The organism is Streptomyces tendae, from assembly GCF_014650435.1.
Taxonomy (GTDB): domain Bacteria; phylum Actinomycetota; class Actinomycetes; order Streptomycetales; family Streptomycetaceae; genus Streptomyces; species Streptomyces tendae.
This window is the reverse complement of sequence record NZ_BMUY01000010.1, coordinates 153,228-170,670: the sequence shown is the minus strand read 5'-3', so window position 1 is coordinate 170,670 and position 17,443 is coordinate 153,228. Positions and strand designations below refer to the sequence as shown.

Below are 17,443 nucleotides of genomic sequence, written 5' to 3'. Positions count from 1 at the left end.
GGCCCTATTCTCCCGCTCCGCCGTGCAGACTCTGCACCGGGTGGGCCGTGAGCTCCTCCACACCGCCGAGGTCGCCCCGGATCTGGTCGACGGCGGCGTACGCGCTCGCGATGCTCGCCGGGATGCCGACGCCGTCGTAGGCCGCGCCGCACACCGCGAGGCCGGGGAGCTTCGCGACGTGCTGGCGGACGCGGGCCACGCGCGCGTGGTGGCCGACGGGGTACTGCGGCAGGCCGTCCTGCCAGCGGGTGACGCGGGTGGCGACGGGCTCGGCGGTCAGGCCGGTGGCCTCCGCGAGGTCGTGCCGGGAGACGGCGACGAGGCCCTCGTCGTCGCGGCCCAGGACCTCCGTGTCGCCGTACCGGCCCACCGAGGCGCGCAGGACGACCAGGTCCGGGTCCTCGTCGGCGATCCAGCCCCACTTGCGGGAGGCGAAGGTGGACGCCTTGATGGTGTGCCCGTCGACCGGCGGCACGAGGAAGCCGCTGCCCTCGGGGAGCACGGCGGCGTCGGCGCGGCGGTAGGCGAGGCTGATCAGGGCCATCGAGGCGTACTCGACCGCGGACAGCTCGGCCGCGGCGGCGGGCGCCTCGGCGCGCAGCAGCTCGGCGGCGGGGCCGGCGGGGACGGCGACGACGACCGCGTCGGCGTGCAGCTCCCGGTCGGCTGCGACGATCCGCCAGCCGTGGGACGCGGTGCGGCGCAGCTCCGTGACGGGTGCGTGGGTGAGGATCTCGCCGCCGCGGGCGCGGACCGACTCGGCCACGGCGGGCGGGAGGGTGCCGATGCCGCCCTCGATGCCCATGAAGACCGGGCCGCTCGGCGGTGAGGTGGCCGTGCGGCCCTGGAGGGCGCGGACCGCCTCGGTGAGGGAGGTGTGGGTGCGGGCCGTCTCGAAGAGCTGCGGCACGGCCGAGCGGAGCGAGATGCGGTAGGCGTCGCCCGCGTAGACGCCGCCCAGGAGCGGCTCCACGAGGCGGTCGACGACCTCGCGGCCGAGGCGTGCGGCGACGTACTCGCCCACCGCGACGTCGCCGCCGACCTCGGTGCGGGGCAGTTCGGCGTCGCGCTCGATGCGCGCGAGCCCGTCCTCGGAGAGCACGCCGGACAGGGCGGCCGCGGTGCCGGGGACGCCCATGACGTGACCCTTGGGCATGGGGCGCAGGGCGCCGCGGGTCCACAGGGAGGCCGTCGCGGTGGACGGCGGCTGGAGGCGGTCGGCGAGTCCGGCGGCGCGGGCCAGGCCGACGGCCTCGGGGCGGCGGGCCAGCATCGACTCGGCGCCGAGGTCGACGCGTACACCGGCGATCTCGCCGGGCAGCAGCTTGCCGCCGACGCGGTCGGACGCCTCCAGGACGGTCACCCTGGCGCCGCCCTCCAGGAGGCGGTGGGCGGCGGCCAGTCCGGCGATGCCGGCGCCGACGACGACTACGTGTCCAGGTCCCGCTGCCGGGGGGAACTCACCCGCTGGGGTCTCGCTTGCGCACATGACCCCAGCGTCTCAGACGCCGGCGGCACCGCCCCGGGGCCGGGTGGCCCCGCCCCCGGGCCCACAGGTCCCGCGCGACCCGTGCGCCCGGCCGGCGCCCTCGTCCGTCCGGCGCCCGTCCGGCTCGCGAGTCCGGACCGTGATCTCTTCGGGACCGTTCCGCGCCGTCGTACGAGCCCCCGCGCGCGTCGTAGAGACATCAGTCGCTACGACCCGGGGGGTACCCACGATGCAGGCACGACGAGCAACCACCAGAAGGGCCGTGCCACCGGCCCGCGCCCTGGCCGGTCTGCTGCTGGTCACGGCGCTCGCCCTCACCGGCTGCAGCGCCTCGGACGCCGGCTCCGACTCGGGCGCCGGTGCCAAGGCGGCCGCGCCGCGGGAGGACTCGCGGGCCGACGGCTCGCAGGCCGACGGCACGGCAGGGGCGGCCGGTGAGGCCGGGGCCGACGGCACCGGTGCGAGCGCCCCGCCGAAGCTCGCCCCGACCCACATCATCCGGACCGTCTCCCTGAGCGTTCAGGTCGAGGACACCCCCAAGGCGCTCGACGCGGCCCGCACCGCGACCGAGAACGCCGGCGGTTACGTCGGCGACGAGTCCACCACCCGGGACGCGGAGGGCCACGAGCGGACCGAGGTGACGCTGCGGGTGCCCGTGGAGCGGTACGAGGACGTGCTCGACGACCTGGAGGGCGCCGGGAAGCTGCTCAGCCGCAACGCGAAGGCCGAGGACGTCACCGACCAGGTGGTGGACGTGGACAGCCGGGTGAAGTCGCAGCGCGCCAGTGTGGCCCGGGTCCGCGAGCTGATGGACCGGGCGACGAAGCTGAGCGACGTGGTGACGCTGGAGGGCGAGCTGAGCACGCGTCAGGCGGAGCTGGAGGCGCTGCTCGCCCGGCAGGCGGCCCTGAAGGACCGCACGAGCCTGGCCACCATCACCCTCTCCCTGTCGGAGACCCCGATCAAGCACGTCGAGAAGAAGGACGACGAGGACCCCGGGTTCCTGGACGCGCTGGCCGGCGGCTGGGACGCCTTCGTGACGATGCTGCGCTGGGTGGCGGTGGTGCTGGGCGCCGTGCTGCCGTTCGCCGCGGTGGCGGCGCTGCTCGGGCTGCTGTGGTTGCGGGTCGTGCGCCCCCGGCTGCCGCGCCGCCCGAGCCCGGCGCCGGCACCGGTACCGGCGCCCGCGGTGCCGGTGGGCGAGGCGGCACGCGGCGAGGAGGGCGCCGGCCGGGACTGAAGTACCCCGCCCACGTAGCGTGTTCGCATGAGCATGAGCAGGGGCGCCGCGCGCGGTACGAGGGAACGGCTGGTCGTCGTCGGCGGCGACGCCGCGGGGATGTCCGCGGCGTCGCAGGCGCGGCGGCTGAGGGGCCCGGACGAGTTGGAGATCATGGCCTTCGAACGCGGACACTTCAGCTCGTTCTCGGCGTGCGGCATCCCGTACTGGGTCGGCGGCGACGTGACGGAACGGGACGCGCTGATCGCCCGTACGCCCGAGGAGCACCGCGCCCGGGACATCGACCTGAGGATGCGCACCGAGGTCACGGAGATCGACGTGGCCGGCGGGCGGGTCCGCGCGCGTGACGTCGATTCCGGGGCCGAGTCCTGGACGTCGTACGACAAGCTCGTGATCGGGACCGGGGCGCGGCCGATCCGGCCGGAGCTGCCGGGCATCGACGCGCCCGGCGTGCACGGGGTGCAGACGCTGGACGACGGGCAGGCGCTGCTGGACACGCTGGCACGCACGCGTGGCCGGCGCGCGGTGGTCGTCGGCGCCGGGTACATCGGCGTGGAGATGGCCGAGGCGCTGATCAACCGGGGCTACGAGGTGACGGTCGTCAACCGCGGCCGGGAGCCGATGTCGACGCTGGACCCGGACATGGGCCGCATGGTGCACGAGGCGATGGAGGGCCTCGGCATCACCATGGTCGACGACGCCGAGGTCACCGAGGTGCTGACCGGGGACGACGGCCGGGTGAGGGCGGTGGCGACACGGGACGCCGAGTTCCCGGCGGACGCGGTGGTGCTCGGCATCGGCGTGCGGCCCGAGACGCGGCTCGCCGAGGCGGCCGGGCTGCCGATCGGTGCGCACGGCGGGCTGCTGACCGACCTGGCGATGCGAGTGCGCGGCCACGAGAACATCTGGGCGGGCGGCGACTGCGTGGAGGTGCTCGACCTGGTCTCCGGGCAGGAGCGGCACATTCCGCTGGGCACCCACGCCAACAAGCACGGGCAGGTCGTCGGCACCAACGTGGGCGGGGGCTACGCCACCTTCCCCGGTGTGGTCGGCACGGCGGTCAGCAAGGTCTGCGACCTGGAGATCGCGCGGACCGGTCTCAGGGAGAAGGACGCGCGGCGGGCGGGGCTGCGGTTCGTGACGGCGACCATCGAGTCCACCAGCCGCGCGGGCTACTACCCGGACGCCTCCCCCATGACCGTGAAGATGCTGGCCGAGCGGCGCACCGGGCGGCTGCTCGGGGTGCAGATCGTCGGCCGTGAGGGCGCGGGCAAGCGGGTCGACGTCGCCGCGGTGGCCCTCACGGCCGGGATGACGGTCGAGCAGATGACCGCCCTGGACCTCGGCTACGCACCTCCCTTCTCACCGGTGTGGGACCCGGTGCTGGTGGCCGCGCGCAAGGCGGCGCGGGAGGTCGAGCGGCGCCGCTGAGGGGCCGCCGCCGGTCAGGCCGTCCCGTTGATGCGGTCGATGGCCTGCCGGGCCTGCTCGGCCGGGGGCCGCGCCGGCAGGGAGGACACCGAGGCCGGACCGGTCGCCGGCACCGGGGCGGTCACCGCGGGCGGCTGCTCACCGGCCGGCCTGGCGTGCGACGCGGCCCGCGCGGAGCGCAGCCGGTGGCTCACCGCCTCGTCCAGCGTCACCGGGCGCTGCGTCTGGGCGGCCAGCCGTCCCGCCTCCTGACCGAGCCGGGCGACGTCCTCCCAGGGCAGGCGCAGGACGAGGGCGACCTCGGCCTCCCCGTCGGGCAGGGCGTGCATCGCCGGAGCCGGTGTGACCCGTTCGTTCATCGCCACTTCCTCACGTCGTCCCCGCGTCCCGCCTTCCCCGGGCCGCGGGCGGTTGAGAGGGCATACGTACACACGGACGGGGGTGTTCAACGGGGCGGACCGGTTCGCCGTCCGCCGGGAGGGCAGTACTGTCTCGTGGTCATCCCCGTCCATGACGTGAACCCGGCGCGCCGCACCCCGTGGGTGACGTACGCCCTGATCCTCGCCAACGTCCTGGTGTTCCTGTTCACGCCCGGCATGACCGGGTCGGCGACGGGCGACGGCAGCCTGGCGCAGATGTGCGACCTCCAGGCGTTCCTGGACCACTGGGCGGCGGTGCCGCAGGAGCTGCTCCAGCACCGGATGCCCCGCCTGGTGCCCACGGGTGCCGTCGGGGTCGGTCCGCAGGGGCCCGGCTGCGTGGTCGCGCCGCCGGGCTACGACAAGTCGCCGGAGCTGAGCGTCCTGACGGCGATGTTCCTGCACGGCGGCTGGCTGCACCTGCTGGGCAACATGCTGTTCCTGTGGATCTTCGGCAACAACGTCGAGGACCGGATGGGTCACGTCCCCTTCCTGCTCTTCTACGGCGTCTGCGGCTACGCGGCGACCTACGGCTTCGCGCTCCTCAACGCCGACTCGGGCGCCCCGCTGATCGGCGCGTCCGGCGCGATCGCCGGGGTGCTGGGCGCCTATCTGGTGCTGTATCCGAGGGCCCGCGTCTGGGTGCTGGTGCCCTTCCTGATCTTCCTGCCGCTGCGGCTGCCGGCCTGGCTGGTGCTGGGCTTCTGGTTCGGGCTCCAGGCGGTCTACTCCTCCGGCGGCGCCGTGTCCGACGCGGGCACCGTGGCGTACGTGGCCCACGTCGTCGGTTTCGTCGTCGGCATGCTGATCGCCTGGCCGCTGAGGCGGGGCACCCCGCCCCCGCCCGAGCCGCGCGGGCTGCTGTTCGGGCGGCGGGCGCGGCCCGGGTGGTGAGCGGCGGGCGGGGTGGGCTCAGGCGGGCGTCGCCTCGCTCTGCGCGACGGGGGCCGGGGCGGTCCAGCGGATGCGGGTGCTGCACAGCGCGACGGCGCCCGCCGAGGCGGCCACGGCGCCCATGCCCCACGCCAGGTTGCTCGCACCGGCGATGAAGCCGATGAGCGGCGGCCCGGCCAGCAGCCCCGTGGTGCCCATGGCGGCGACCAGCGTCAGCGCGTCCGAGCCCTGCCGGGCGGCGGCGGCGTAGACGCAGGGGGTCACGGCCGCGATGCCCAGGCCCATGCAGGCGAAGCCGGCGAGCGCCGGTGCGACGCCGCCGCTGACCAGGGCGACGGCGAGACCGGTACCGGCCACGGCGCTGCCCAGCAGGACGACCCGTCCGTCGCCCCAGCGGCTGCGCCAGCCGTCGGCGAAGAGGCGGGCGACGACCATCATCCCGGACACCACGGCGATGCCGAGCGGGGCGAGTTCCGCCGACGCCTCGGCGACGTCCTTGAGGTAGAGGGCGGACCAGTCGTTCATGGCGCCCTCGGCGACCGTGCCGAACACCATGGCGCAGCACATCCACAGGGTCAGGCGCGAGGGGACGGTCCAGCGGCGGCGGGCCGGCTCGGGCTCGGCGGGGGCCGGTGCGCCGGCCGGGGTCTTGGCGTCCGCGGTGGCTTCCGCGTCGGCGGTGTCCGGCCGGTCGGCCGGGGCGTCCTCGTCGAGCAGTCCGGTGCGTGCCGTGACGCCCAGTGCGGCGAGGAGGACGACGGCGACGCCGAAGTGCGCCATGACCGATCCGGTGGCGGCGGTCATGCCGGAGGCGAGCAGGGCCGCGAGCAGGGAGCCGGCGCTGAAGACGGCGTGCAGCCGCGCCATCGTGTTGCGTTCGTGCCGTGCCTCCAGGGCCGCGCCCTGTGCGTTCATGGCCACGTTCAGACAGCCCACGAGGACGCCGTCGGCGCACATCACCAGCAGGGCCACCGGGTAGTTCGGTGCCGCCGCCAGCGCGAGCAGCAGCAGCGAGAGGCCCAGTTGGGACAGCAGGGCCAGCCGCCGCGAGCCCATCCGGCGCATCAGCCAGGCCACCGCCGGGAAGGACACCGCCGCCCCGACCCCCGCGGCCATCAGGAGCACCCCCACCTCGGCCGCGCTCAGGTCGAGGTCGGCCTTGACGGCGGGGATCCGGGCCGCCCAGGTGGCGTACTGGAAGCCGAGCGACAGGAACAGCGCGGCGATGGCCAGCTGGCCGCGCCGGAAGGGGTCGTGGAGACGGGACACGCGCAATCAGCTCACTTCGCGCAGGGTGGGAACGGGCGGGGAGAGGGACGGGCGGGCCCGGGTCTGTCGGGCGGCCGCCACCTGCTTGGACATGTAGACGGCGCCGCCGCCGTACGCGCCGGCGGGCACCACCCCCGGCTCGGCCACGAAGCCACGCGCCGACCAGAACCGCTCGGTGCCGCCGACGGCGACCAGGGACATCCGCTCGTCCCCGCGCGTCCGTGCGGTGGCGGTGAGGTGGTGCAGGAGGTGCCGCGCGAGCCCCCTGCGGCGCAGACCGGGTGCGACGACGATGTCGTGGAGGTGGAGGTTCCCGGGCCCGGACGCGGGCGGCTCGCCCGGTGGGCCCTCCGTCCGCGTCAGGTCCGGGTAGCGGTGCGGCGGATAGGGCAGCGCGAGCACGTAGCCTGCCGTGCGAGCGCCGACGTCCACGACGAAGCAGGTGTCCGGCGACGCCGCCGCCCTGGATTCCAGCGCGGCCCGGCCCTCCGACAGACCCAGGCCCGTGTAGGCGTCCCGCTCCAGCGCCACGACCGCGTCCCAGTCCCCGGCGGCGAGGCGGCGGACGCGCACGGTCTCAGTCATCGGCGCCGCTCCCCTCCGGGCGGCCCGCGAAGGCGTACGGGAGCGGGGCGAAGCCGTTGAAGCCCTGGGTGGTGTAGCTGGTCGCGTAGGCCCCGCTGGACAGCACCCACACCGGGTCGCCCGAGGCCAGCGCCTCGGGCACCGGGACGAGCCCCTCCTCGTGGGAGTAGGCGTCGTCGCTGTCGCAGGTGGGACCCGCGACGACGGCCGGGACGTACGGGCCGTCGGTGTGGCCCGGGAAGACCAGCCGGTACTGCAGGGCGTCCATCTCGTACAGGCCGTTGAACTTGCCGCAGCTCAGGTAGAGCCAGTGCCGCCGTTCGCCGTCCGCCGTGCGGCGCTCGGTGAGGCGGGCGACGTGGGCGCGGATCGCGCCGTGGTCGGCGACGAGGTGCCGCCCGGGTTCGACGACGAACTCCAGGGGGCCGCCGTGGATCCGGCGCAGCTCGTCCATGCCCTCCCTGATCACCGCGAAGATCTTGTCCAGCGGTGGGTCGAGTGGGGTGCCGCGCCGGTCGCGGTAGCCGAGCGCGGGCAGTCCGCCGCCGAGGTTGACGTGGTCGACGCGAATGCCGCGCCGGTCGAGGGCGCCGAGGACCTCGCCCAGGTCCTCGACGGCGCCGTGCCACGCCTCCCCGGTCATCTGCTGGGAGCCGACGTGCACGGACAGGCCCGCCGGCACCAGCCCGGCGTCCCGGGCCGCCGCCAGCACCCGGACGGCGTCGCCGGGCGGGCAGCCGAACTTGTTGCTCAGTCCCCACACCGCGCCCGCCCCACCGGTCGCCACCCGGCAGAACACGCGGGCGCCGGGGGCGTGGGCGGCGAGCGCGGCCACGTCCTGGAGGCTGTCGGTGGCGAAGGTGCGCACGCCCAGCCGGTACGCCTCGGCGATGTTCCGGTCGGACTTGACGGTGTTGCCGTAGTGCACGCGCCCGGCCGGCACCCCGGCCCGCAGCGCCTGCTCGACCTCGCCGGGGCTCGCCGCGTCGGCGCCGGCGCCCCGGCGGGCGAGGGCCGCGATCACCTCGTCGATGGGGCACGCCTTCATCGCGAACCGCACCTGCGCACCGGGCAGTTCGTCCCGCAGCGTGTCGTGGCGCCGCTCGATGCCGGCCAGGTCGTAGACCAGCCGGTCCTCGGTGGCGGCGGCGAGGGCGGCGGCCAGGGGTGCGCTGAGGTCCGCGGCCGTCACCGCGCTCACCGCTGCTGTCCCGCGACCGGGGTGGCCCGGGCCGCGGCCACCATCGACTCCCACGCCTCCGTGAGCAGCGCGAAGTCCGCCATGTCGCCGCGTGCCTCGTCGAGGAGGCGGGCGCGGCGGGCGGCCAGGAGGTCGGCGAACTCGGTGTACCGGCCGCCGAGTCGGCGGTAGGCGGTGTCGAGGGCGTCGAGCCGTCGGACGTTCTCCGCGGTGTCCAGGCCGGTGCTCTCGCGGGCGAGGGCGGCGACGGTGCCGGGGCGGACCCGGCCGTGCTCGTCCAGCAGTGCGTCGCCCGTCTCGGCCATGCGGTCGTAGACGTGGTGGAAGTAGAGCATCGACAGCAGGAACTTGGCGAAGCGCGTCTGGTAGGCGAGGAAGCCGGGGCCCGTCCGGCGTTCGCCGGTGTAGTAGTTGACGATGTTCCGGTTGTGCAGCACGCCCGGCAGCCGGGCGTCGTGCACGAGGTGGATGAGGAAGTAGTCGCTGCCGATGGTGTCCCGTGCGGGCGGCAGTGGCACGCGTTCGCTGACCGTCGGGCCGTGGAAGGCGATGTTGCACATGTCCACGCGCATCGGGTCGACCACCGTCAGCAGCGAGTGGTCCGCCGTGAAGGGTTCGGTGCCCGCGCCGGTGAAGGACTCCTCGACCAGTGCGCGTTTCTGCTCGGCGGACCAGCCCTCGGGCGCCCACAGGGAGACGACGTCGTGGTAGACGGCGGGGTCGGCGTCCCGTATCTGCGCGATGTCGACGGAGAGTTCACCCACGAAGGAACTGCCGACCATGGCGACCCGCCGCTCACGGAGGTCGTCGTCGAGGGCGACCGGCTCGGTGACGCCTGCCGCCGCGTCGGCGGCGCGTTCGCCCAGCGACAGCAGCTCGTGGTGGACGGGGAAGACCGTACGGCCGTCCACGCGCTGGTAGCGGCTGTCGGAGTCCCGGCGGTGGACGGACTCGCAGCCGAGCGCGGCCGCGATCAGGAACGCGCGGTTGGTGCAGGCGCCGTAGGACAGTCCGTCGGGGAGCATCAGGTCGAGGAGCAGTTCGGGCTTGGCGCTGCCGGAGCGTGCCGTGACCCGGGTCAGGAAGTCGCGCTGGGCGGCCTCGTCGAGGTGGTGGGCCGTGATCCGCGGGTGGACCGGCAGGTGCCGTAACGCGGCGGCGTGGGCGGCGCGGTCCGCGGGAGGGCAGGAGTCGAGGACCAGCAGGTGGACATCGATGTCGAAGTGGTCTGCCGCGTAGGCGGCTTCCTCGCCGAGGGCCGTGACGGTGTCCGGGCAGTGCCGGTTGGTGGGGAGGGTCAGGCAGATGCTGCGCATGCGCCGTCCCCGGTGGCCTCGTGCTCGTCGCTTCCGTCGGTGCCGGGGCGCCAGGACTTCAGGCCCAGCAGCCTGGCGCCGAGTTCGGTCAGCTCGGCGGGGCCGTAGCGCTCGGACTCGTGCCGGTGGGCGTCGCCGAGGAGGGTGACGTTCCAGTCGGGGGTGGCGAGGGTGCGCCAGGAGTCGATCCGGGAGTCGCGCAGCGTGCGGTGGGTCTCCAGCGCGGGCATCATCGACAGGTACTGCACGGCGCGCACGCCCTCGCCGGAGACGTTCGGGGCGACGCCGTGGGCCAGCAGGCCGTTCCAGATCAGCAGGTCGCCGGCCTCCAGGTCGGGCCGTACGACGGGCATGTCCTCGCGGTCGATCGCGGGCCGGATGGGGTCGCGGTCGTCGGGCTGGAGCGCCTTCCAGCGGTCGAAGCGGCGGAACAGCTCGGGGCAGCACTGGAAGCCGCCGTGGTCGGGCTTGGTGTCGTTGAGCGCGATGATGCCCTGGACGCGCTGGGGCAGGACGCCGAGCGTGGTGTCCACGTCCCAGTGCAGGTCGATGTCGAAGCCGCGCTCGGGCTTGTTGATCAGGGCGCGGTCGCGGTTTCCCGTGTTGGGCGGGTTGAGGTTGAGCCGGTCCAGGGTGACCCACAGCTCCTCGCAGTCCCACACGTCGACGAAGGCGTCGTAGACGCGCTGCGTCTGGCGGCTGTCCCAGATGAGCTGGTGGTGGTACGCCTCGACGAAGCCGTAGATGTGCAGCTCCCGGTCCAGGTCGGAGCGGTACTCGCGGTCCTGGTACCAGGTGTCGGGGCGTTCGGGGTCGAGGCCCTGGAACTCCCAGGCGAAGTCGAGCAGTCGGCGTGCGGAGTCGGCGGGTATCGCCTCCTTCACCACGACGTAGCCGTACGTCTGCCAGTGGGCGAAGTCCTCCTCGGACAGCACCCTCAGCGGACGTGTCTTGTCGAGGTCGCGCAGCTGGGTGCGGGCCAGGTAGGTGTCGGCGTCCGCGCTGAAGTAGGGCAGGTCCGACGGGGCTCGGTGGAGGTAGGAATCGGGCGTCGCCATGTGGTGCTCCAGATCCTCGCCGTCGCCCCGTGCGGGCAACGGCGGTGCGTACGACGGTGGTCGGGCCGTCGCACATGAGGTCGGGTGGTGGCAGCGGGCCCGCTCGCGGCGCGGGGCGGCGGCGGGGCGAGGTCCGGGGTGGTCGTCACGGATGTCGTCGTACGGAAGTCGTCGCCGCGGCAGCGGACTTCACGGTCCGGTCGCGGCAGCTGCCCGGCGCGGAAACTGGTGTCACATCCGTCCCTCGCCGAACTTGCGCCTCACAATGGACTAGACCAAGGCGAGGTGTCAACACCCCTCCCGACTAGGCGAGTTGTTACTTCCGAGTTCGGCGAGGGGCACCCTTGACACGTCTGGTTAACCTGAACGCGCACCCTCTTGGTCTATACCAAGAAACCACTCGAAAGGCGCGGCCGATGTCCTCCAGCAAGCACAGCAGCGAGTTGCGGCGGCTCGCGCTCTCCGTTCTGCAGCCGGGTTTCGTGGGCACCGAGGCCCCCGACTGGATCCTGCGCGACATCGGCGACGGACTGGCCTCCGTCGTGCTCTTCTCCCGCAACATCGTCTCCACCGAGCAGGTCGCCCGGCTGACCGCGCAACTGCGCGCCGAGAACCCGGACCTGATCGTCGCGATCGACGAGGAGGCGGGCGACGTCACCCGCATCGAGTCCGCCACCGGGTCGTCCCGGCCGGGCAACTTCGCCCTCGGCACCGTCGACGACCCGGCGCTGACCGAGGCGGTCGCCGCCGACCTCGGCCGGCAGCTGCGCGCCGCCGGGGTGAGCCTCGACTACGCGCCGAGCGCGGACGTCAACTCCAACCCGGACAACCCGATCATCGGCGTGCGCTCCTTCGGCTCGGACCCCGAGCTGGTCTCCCGGCACACCACCGCGTGGATCCGCGGCCTGCAGTCGTCCGGCGTCGCCGCCTGCGCCAAGCACTTCCCCGGCCACGGTGACGTCGCCGTCGACTCCCACCACGACCTGCCCGCCTACCCGGCCGGGCGCGACGAGATCGCCGCCCAGGCGCTGCCGCCGTTCCGGGCCGCCGTCGCGGCCGGCGTGCGCGCGGTCATGAGCGGCCACCTGCTGGTGCCCGCCTACGATCCCGACCTGCCGGCCACTCTGAGCCGGCGGATCCTGCACGGCCTGCTGCGCGACGAGTTGGGCTTCGACGGCCTGGTCGTCAGCGACGCCATCGAGATGGGCGCCGTCACCCGCCGGTACGGCATCGACGGCGCCACCGTGAAGGCGGTCGCCGCCGGGGTGGACGCCGTCTGCGTGGGCGGCGAGAGCGCCGAGGAGGCCACCGTCGCGCTCCTGGTCAAGGCGCTGACCGCCGCGGTGACGGGCGGGGAGCTGACCGAGGAGCGGCTGGCCGGGGCGGCCGACCGGGTACGGGAGTTCGCCCGCTGGTCGGCCGGACTGCGGGCGGCCGGAGCCGCGCAGGACGCGACCGGGGACGGCATCGGGCATGTCGCCGCCCGCCGGGCGGTGCGGCTCACCGGCGCCGCACGGGCCGCCCTGCCGCTGACCGCCGCGCCGCACGTGGTGGAGCTGGCCCCGGTGACCAACATGGCCATCGGCAAGGAGACCCCGTGGGGCGTGGCGGGACCGCTCGCGGAGCGGCTGCCCGGCACGACCTCCGTACGGGTACGCGGTCAGGAACTGGAGGAGGGGACGGTGGCGCTGGAGAGCTGCGCCCTCGAACCGGCCGTGGGGCGCCCGCTGGTGATCGTGGCCCGCGACGCCGCCCGGCACACCTGGATGAGCCGTGCCGTGACCGGTCTGACCGCCGCCCGCCCGGACGCGATCGTGGTGGAGATGGGCCTGCCGGGCGCCGGCCCCGCCGCGGCGGCCCAGATCTTCACCCACGGCGCGAGCGCCGCCTCGGGGGTGGCCGCGGCGGAGGTCCTGACGGACACGTCGGCGCGCTGAGCCGGGGGCTTGGCGGCGGAGTGCGTCAGCGCGCGGTCTGCGTGTGGACGTACTCCACGAGGCGGGTCAGCGCGTCCGGGTCGGTGGTCGGCAGGACGCCGTGGCCGAGGTTGAAGACGTGGCCCTCCAGGCCCGCCGCCGCGTCCAGGATCTCGCGGCTCTTGGACTCGACCGCCTCCTGCCCGGCGAAGAGGACCGCCGGGTCCAGGTTGCCCTGGAGCGCCTTGCCGGGGCCGACGCGGCGGGCCGCCTCGTCCAGCGGGACGCGCCAGTCGACGCCGACGACGTCCGCGCCGGCCTCACCGAGCAGGCCGAGCAGCTCGCCGGTGCCGACGCCGAAGTGGATGCGCGGCACGCCGTACCCGGACACGGCCTCGAAGACCTTGCGGGAGGCGGGCAGCACCGAGCGGCGGTAGTCCGCGGGGGACAGCGCGCCGACCCAGGAGTCGAAGAGCTGGACGGCGCTCGCGCCCGCGTCGATCTGCACCTTGAGGAAGGCTGCCGTGATGCCGGCGAGGCGGTCCAGGAGGTCGGCCCACAGCTGCGGGTCGCCGTACATGAGGGCCTTGGTGTGCTCGTGGTTGCGGGACGGGCCGCCCTCCACGAGGTAGCTGGCGAGGGTGAACGGCGCGCCCGCGAAGCCGATCAGCGGGGTGGCGCCCAGCTCGCGGGTGAGCAGGCCGAATGCCTCGGTGACGTAGGCGACGTCCTCGGGGGTGAGGTCGCGCAGCCGCGCGAGGTCCGCACGGCTGCGGATCGGGTTCGCGATGACCGGGCCGACACCTGGCTTGATGTCGAGGTCGATGCCGATGGCCTTGAGCGGGACCACGATGTCGCTGAAGTAGATCGCCGCGTCCACCCCGTGCCGGCGCACCGGCTGGAGGGTGATCTCGGCCACGAGTTCCGGCCGCATGCAGGACTCGAGCATCGGGACGCCCTCGCGCACCTTCAGATACTCCGGCAGCGAGCGCCCGGCCTGCCGCATGAACCACACCGGGGTGTGCGGCACCGGCTCACGCCTGCACGCCTTGAGGAACGCGGAGTCGTACGTGGCGGTCGGCGGCTGGCCCGCGGGGCTCTGGTTGGCACTCACACCGGCAAGTCTCGCACGGCCCCGGAACAGCACCGGACCACGGGTGGGGCGGCTCCCGCGCGCCCCCGCAAGACCGCGTGATCCGGACATCGCGTCCGCACGCGGGTGTCCCTCCCTGCGCCGGGCCGCCGTTCCGCTTAATGTTCCCCGCATGGCTGCGGCTCAGGGACGACTGTCGGACGGCGCTGGCGGAATGGACGACGCGAAGGGGACCGAGGAAGAGGCCCGGCACAAGGGGAGTCACCACGGAAGTGGAGGGAACGGCGGGAGCGGCGGAAGTACGGCACCGCCGGCCTTCGCGGCCGCCGTGGAGGCGCTGCGGGCCGCGCGGCTGCGGCCGCAGATCGAGGTGGAGGCGACCCGCGCACCGCAGCGGCTCGCCCCGCACGCGTACGCGCTGGAGGCCGCGGTCGTCGACGGCGACGAGGACCTGGCGGACGGGCGGCTGGTACTGCTGCACGACCCGGCCGGGCACGACGCCTGGCACGGGACCTTCCGCCTGGTGACGCTGGTGCGGGCCGAGCTGGAACCGGAGATGGCGGCCGATCCGCTGCTGCCGGACGTGTGCTGGTCCTGGCTGACCGGCGCGCTCCAGGCGCGCGGGCTGACGTACGGCGAGCCCAGCGGCACGGTCACGCGTGCGAGTTCCCACTACTTCGGAGGGCTCTCGGCGCGCCCGTCCGCCTCGCAGATCGAGATCCGGGCGTCCTGGACGCCGCGCGAGGGTCTCGGCGGCGTCCCGGACACCGCGGCGCACCTCGCCTCCTGGTGCGATCTGCTGGCCCAGGTCGCGGGCCTGCCGCCGGCTGCCCCCGGTGACGCCTCGGTCGTGACGCTGCCGCAGCGGCGCGGCCCGCAGTCGCGCTGACCGCACCGACCGTCGTTCATCGTTCCGGACAAGGGGGTCCGCACGCCTGGAGCAGGTTCCGTCACTTTGTCGACACGGCCACTTTCGGCCTCGTATCGACAAAGTGTGAAACCGTTCGATCTTCGAATGATCGACAGCGTGTCCGAATTGCTCGGATTGTTACTCACCAGATCGTGATCATTCTCTAAAGGCGGACGCCTTCGGTGCCGAAGACGACTGTGACCTTGAAAGCACGGTTCGTCCCGGCTTCAACCCCATGAGCCGGCCCCGTCCCCGCACCCCAGGAGGCCTGGTGTCCGTTCTCCTCGAGCAGCCTGCAAGCCTGGTCGCCTACCGCCCGAACAAGCCGACCGCCATGGTGGTCGTGGCCGACCCGCGCGTCCGTTCCACCGTCACCCGCCACCTGTGGGCACTCGGTGTGCGCGACGTCATCGAGGCCTCGTCCGTCGCGGAGGCTCGTCCCCGCATCGGCAACCCCCGCGACATCTGCGTCGCCGACGTTCACCTCCCCGACGGCTCCGGTCTGACCCTGCTGTCGGAGACCCGCGCCGCGGGCTGGCCCAACGGGCTCGCCCTGTCCGCCGCCGACGACATCGGCGCCGTCCGCAACGCCCTCGCCGGCGGCGTCAAGGGCTACGTCGTCACCGGCACCCGCACCAACGTCGGGCTCCCCACCCGGCCGGGCGCCGCCCCCATCGGCGCCGCCGCCGCCCGCCTGCACCGCCGCCCCCCGGGCGCCCCGAGCCACCCGGGCGGCTACCGCGAGCTCTCCGGCCGCGAGGTGGAGGTGCTGCGACTGGTCGCGGAGGGCCAGTCGAACAAGGCGATCGGCGTCTCGATGGGCCTGTCCGCCCTGACCGTCAAGAGCCACCTGGCCCGCATCGCCCGCAAGCTCGGCACGGGGGACCGGGCCGGCATGGTCGCGGTGGCCCTGCGCACGGGCATCATCCACTGACCCCACTTCCCCCGCTCCCCGCGCTTCCCCGACTCCCCCTCCCCGCCTCTTCCGCCCCCTCCCCTCCCCCCTCCTTCTCCCCTTCCCCACCGACGCAGTGAAGCGGATCTTTCACTGACCTGACTGGTTTACGACCCCCCGGAGCCCGCCGACGGAACGTTCCGTCGGCGGGCTCGGTCGATCCACCGATACCCTTGACAGGTGACCGACGCCCACGAAACCGCAGCAGACCGTCCACTGCGAACCACCGGAGGCGCCCCTCCGGACGACGCCGGATCTTCTGCGAGTCAGGCGCCGATCCCCTTGCTCGAACCGCGCGAGGGCATTCCGCCGGTGATCGCCGACGCGGACGCCCTCGCCGAGGTGACCGCCGCCTTCGCCGCCGGGAGCGGCCCCGTCGCCGTCGACGCCGAGCGCGCCTCCGGGTACCGCTACGGCCAGCGCGCGTACCTGGTGCAGCTGCGCCGTGCGGGCGCGGGCACGGCCCTGATCGACCCGGTGGCCTGCCCCGACCTCTCCGGCCTCGGCGCGGCGATCGCCGACGCGGAATGGGTGCTGCACGCCGCCACCCAGGACCTGCCGTGCCTGCGGGAAATAGGGATGGTGCCCACCCTCCTCTTCGACACCGAGCTGGCCGGGCGGCTCGCCGGCTTCCCGCGCGTCGGCCTCGGCGCGATGGTGGAGAACGTCCTGGGCTTCGTCCTGGAGAAGGGCCACTCGGCCGTCGACTGGTCGACGCGCCCGCTGCCCGAGCCCTGGCTGCGCTACGCCGCGCTCGACGTCGAGCTGCTGGTCGACCTGCGGGACGCCCTGGAGAAGGAGCTGGACCGCCAGGGCAAGCTGGAGTGGGCCCGGCAGGAGTTCCACGCGATCGCGTCGGCTCCGCCGCCCGAGCCGCGCAAGGACCCCTGGCGTCGTACGTCCGGCATGCACAAGGTGCGCAGGCGCCGCCAGCTCGCCGTGGTCCGGGAGCTGTGGCAGGCCCGGGACCGGATCGCGCAGCGCCGGGACGTCTCCCCCGGCAAGGTGCTCGGGGACGCGGCCATCGTCGAGGCCGCGCTCGCACTGCCGGCCAACGCGCACGCACTGGCCGCCCTGAACGGGTTCGGGCGGGTGAACCGTCGGCAGCTTGAGCAGTGGCAGCTGTCGGTCGACCGGGCCAGGGCGCTGTCCGAGTCGCAGCTGCCGCAGCCCGGCCAGCCGGTGACCGGCCCCCCGCCGCCTCGGGCCTGGGCCGACAAGGACCCGGCCGCCGCGGCCCGGCTGACCGCGGCGCGCGCGGCGGTGACGGCGCTGGCCGAGCGGCTCGGTATGCCCCAGGAGAACCTGATCACGCCGGACACGGTGCGCCGCGTCTGCTGGGAGCCGCCCGCGGTGGTCGACGCCGAGTCCGTGGGCGCGGCGCTGGCCGGACACGGGGCCCGGCCCTGGCAGGTGGAGCAGGTGACACCGGTGCTGGTGGCGGCGCTGGGCCGGGAGGCGGCGTAGCAGGAACGGCGGACTCCGGCCAAGGTCGCGGTGCGGTTCCGGGGCGCCCGGGGGCGTTCCCTGGGGCGGCCACCTCAGCGGGCGCCCGGGTGACCGGGTCCTCCGGTGGTGTGACGGGCGGTGTGACCTTCGCCGCTCCCGCCGGGGGGACTGGGCAGCTACGTTACTCATAAGTAGCATGGGGCTGAGCGCGCGCTCAG

The 17,443-nt window shown here is 74.3% G+C and carries 15 protein-coding genes; 7 read left to right on the top strand and 8 right to left on the bottom strand.

The window, feature by feature from the left end:
- Nucleotides 1–4: 4 nt before the first annotated feature.
- Nucleotides 5–1,489 (bottom strand): protoporphyrinogen oxidase, encoded by a 1,485-nt coding sequence (gene hemG / locus IE258_RS25925; RefSeq protein ID WP_189747253.1) that lies wholly within the window; start codon nt 1,487–1,489, stop codon nt 5–7.
- Between the two features lie 229 nt (nt 1,490–1,718).
- Here hemG and IE258_RS25920 point away from each other — a divergent pair, with 229 nt between their 5' ends.
- Both IE258_RS25920 and IE258_RS25915 read left to right on the top strand, forming a co-directional pair.
- A complete protein-coding gene (locus IE258_RS25920; protein WP_189747251.1) occupies nt 1,719–2,729 on the top strand; it encodes a DUF4349 domain-containing protein in 1,011 nt (336 codons plus the stop codon).
- Nucleotides 2,730–2,756: 27 nt separating this feature from the next.
- Nucleotides 2,757–4,160 (top strand): FAD-dependent oxidoreductase, encoded by a 1,404-nt coding sequence (locus IE258_RS25915; RefSeq protein WP_189747249.1) that lies wholly within the window; start codon nt 2,757–2,759, stop codon nt 4,158–4,160.
- A 14-nt stretch (nt 4,161–4,174) separates the two neighbouring features.
- Here the strand turns inward: IE258_RS25915 and IE258_RS25910 are convergent, their stop codons facing one another.
- Entirely contained in the window at nt 4,175–4,519 is a 345-nt protein-coding gene (locus IE258_RS25910; protein WP_161378170.1) for a hypothetical protein, read from the bottom strand.
- Between the two features lie 135 nt (nt 4,520–4,654).
- Here IE258_RS25910 and IE258_RS25905 point away from each other — a divergent pair, with 135 nt between their 5' ends.
- Complete coding sequence (locus IE258_RS25905; RefSeq protein WP_161378169.1) at nt 4,655–5,473, top strand: rhomboid family intramembrane serine protease; 819 nt, start codon at nt 4,655–4,657, stop codon at nt 5,471–5,473.
- Between the two features lie 18 nt (nt 5,474–5,491).
- Here IE258_RS25905 and IE258_RS25900 read toward each other — a convergent pair whose 3' ends face one another.
- The 5 genes from IE258_RS25900 to IE258_RS25880 are packed head-to-tail and all read right to left on the bottom strand — an operon-like array spanning nt 5,492 to nt 10,902.
- Nucleotides 5,492–6,742 (bottom strand): MFS transporter, encoded by a 1,251-nt coding sequence (locus IE258_RS25900; RefSeq protein WP_189747247.1) that lies wholly within the window; start codon nt 6,740–6,742, stop codon nt 5,492–5,494.
- A 6-nt stretch (nt 6,743–6,748) separates the two neighbouring features.
- The gene (locus IE258_RS25895; RefSeq protein WP_189747245.1) at nt 6,749–7,327 is read right to left on the bottom strand and encodes a GNAT family N-acetyltransferase; all 579 of its coding nucleotides are present in this window, start codon (nt 7,325–7,327) and stop codon (nt 6,749–6,751) included.
- Complete coding sequence (locus IE258_RS25890) at nt 7,320–8,528, bottom strand: type III PLP-dependent enzyme domain-containing protein (RefSeq protein ID WP_189747243.1); 1,209 nt, start codon at nt 8,526–8,528, stop codon at nt 7,320–7,322. Before IE258_RS25890 ends, IE258_RS25895 begins: the two co-directional genes overlap by 8 nt.
- Nucleotides 8,525–9,844: a DUF6271 family protein gene (locus tag IE258_RS25885; RefSeq protein WP_189747241.1), complete on the bottom strand. Its 1,320-nt coding sequence runs from the start codon at nt 9,842–9,844 to the stop codon at nt 8,525–8,527. The genes IE258_RS25890 and IE258_RS25885 overlap by 4 nt, the downstream gene beginning before the upstream one ends.
- The gene (locus IE258_RS25880; protein WP_189747239.1) at nt 9,826–10,902 is read right to left on the bottom strand and encodes a phytanoyl-CoA dioxygenase family protein; all 1,077 of its coding nucleotides are present in this window, start codon (nt 10,900–10,902) and stop codon (nt 9,826–9,828) included. The genes IE258_RS25885 and IE258_RS25880 overlap by 19 nt, the downstream gene beginning before the upstream one ends.
- Before the next feature lie 416 nt (nt 10,903–11,318).
- Between IE258_RS25880 and IE258_RS25875 the strand changes: the two genes are divergently transcribed.
- On the top strand, nt 11,319–12,839 hold the full coding sequence (locus IE258_RS25875; RefSeq protein WP_189747237.1) for a glycoside hydrolase family 3 protein: 1,521 nt from the start codon (nt 11,319–11,321) through the stop codon (nt 12,837–12,839).
- Between the two features lie 25 nt (nt 12,840–12,864).
- Here the strand turns inward: IE258_RS25875 and hemE are convergent, their stop codons facing one another.
- A complete protein-coding gene (gene hemE, locus IE258_RS25870; RefSeq protein ID WP_189747235.1) occupies nt 12,865–13,932 on the bottom strand; it encodes a uroporphyrinogen decarboxylase in 1,068 nt (355 codons plus the stop codon).
- A 151-nt stretch (nt 13,933–14,083) separates the two neighbouring features.
- Here hemE and IE258_RS25865 point away from each other — a divergent pair, with 151 nt between their 5' ends.
- The 3 genes from IE258_RS25865 (at nt 14,084) to IE258_RS25855 (ending at nt 17,243) form a co-directional block, all read left to right on the top strand.
- Nucleotides 14,084–14,800, top strand: coding sequence for a DUF3000 domain-containing protein (locus IE258_RS25865; RefSeq protein ID WP_159328992.1), 717 nt, complete (start codon nt 14,084–14,086; stop codon nt 14,798–14,800).
- A gap of 292 nt (nt 14,801–15,092) precedes the next feature.
- Nucleotides 15,093–15,755, top strand: a complete 663-nt coding sequence (locus IE258_RS25860; protein WP_003972894.1) for a response regulator transcription factor — start codon at nt 15,093–15,095, stop codon at nt 15,753–15,755.
- A 201-nt stretch (nt 15,756–15,956) separates the two neighbouring features.
- Nucleotides 15,957–17,243 carry a ribonuclease D gene (locus tag IE258_RS25855; RefSeq protein WP_189747233.1) on the top strand — a complete coding sequence of 429 codons (1,287 nt, stop codon included), beginning with the start codon at nt 15,957–15,959 and terminating at the stop codon, nt 17,241–17,243.
- Nucleotides 17,244–17,443 lie beyond the last annotated feature (200 nt).